The organism is Sphingobium sp. CECT 9361 (genome assembly GCF_918741285.1).
GTDB lineage: Bacteria > Pseudomonadota > Alphaproteobacteria > Sphingomonadales > Sphingomonadaceae > Sphingobium.
Genome location: NZ_CAKKNC010000071.1, coordinates 1 through 1,087 on the forward strand (window position 1 = coordinate 1; position 1,087 = coordinate 1,087).

The following is a 1,087-nucleotide window of genomic DNA, read 5'->3' on the forward strand; positions in this document are numbered from 1 at the left end:
AAAGCATGATCGCGGATGGGGAGGGCGACGAATGAGGTATCCCGCATCGGAAAAGCTCGAGATCATCCGGATCGTCGAGCAGTCGCATCTGCCCGCCAAGCGCACGCTGGACAAGCTCGGCATTGCCCGCCGGACCTTCTACCGATGGTATGATCGCTACCTTGCAGGCGGCCCGGAGGCGCTGGAAGATCGACCATCGGCACCGAGCCGGGTGTGGAACCGCATCGCGCCCGAAGTGCAGGACCAGATCGTCGAGATGGCGCTGGATTACAGCGAGCTGTCGCCGCGTGAGCTGGCCGTGCGCTTCACCGACGAGAAGCGCTACTTCGTGTCCGAAGCTACGGTTTACCGCTTGTTGAAGGCCCATGATCTGATCACCAGCCCAGCCTATGTCGTGATCAAGGCCGCCGACCAGTTCCACACCAAGACCACGCGGGTGAACGAGATGTGGCAGACCGACTTCACCTACTTCAAGATCATCGGGTGGGGCTGGATGTACCTCTCGACGGTGCTCGACGACTTCTCGCGCTACATCATCGCCTGGAAGCTATGCACCAACATGCGGGCCGAGGACGTGACCGACACGCTGGACCTCGCGCTCGCGGCTTCCGGCTGCGACAGCGCCAAGGTGCTGCACAAGCCCAGGCTGCTCAGCGATAATGGCCCCAGCTACATCGCCGGCGAGCTGGCGGAATATATCGAGGCCCGGAAGATGAGCCACGTGCGCGGCGCCCCGTGCCATCCGCAAACACAGGGCAAGATCGAGCGCTGGCACCAGACCCTGAAAAACCGCATCCTGCTGGAAAACTACTTCCTGCCCGGCGACCTTGAGGCCCAGATCGAGGCCTTCGTCGAGCACTACAACCACCAGCGTTATCACGAGAGCCTGAGCAACGTGACGCCCGCCGACGCCTACTTCGGCAGGGCACCAACGATCCTCAAACAGCGCGAAAGGATCAAACGACAGACCATCGAACATCGGCGCTTGCAACACCGCAAGCTCGCCGCATAAAACCCAACCCCAGACGAGGTCCGCCCTCCGCTAATCTAAGCCGCGATCTGTGCCGAATGTTCTGACGACGGACAT

General features: G+C 61.5%; 1 protein-coding gene. It reads left to right on the top strand.

The features are described 5' to 3' along the window. Window positions 1-1,012 (top strand): IS3 family transposase (locus LQ220_RS24780; RefSeq protein ID WP_230190626.1); only part of this gene is annotated, 1,012 nt, incomplete at its 5' end. Between the last annotated feature and the right edge of the window lie 75 nt (window positions 1,013-1,087).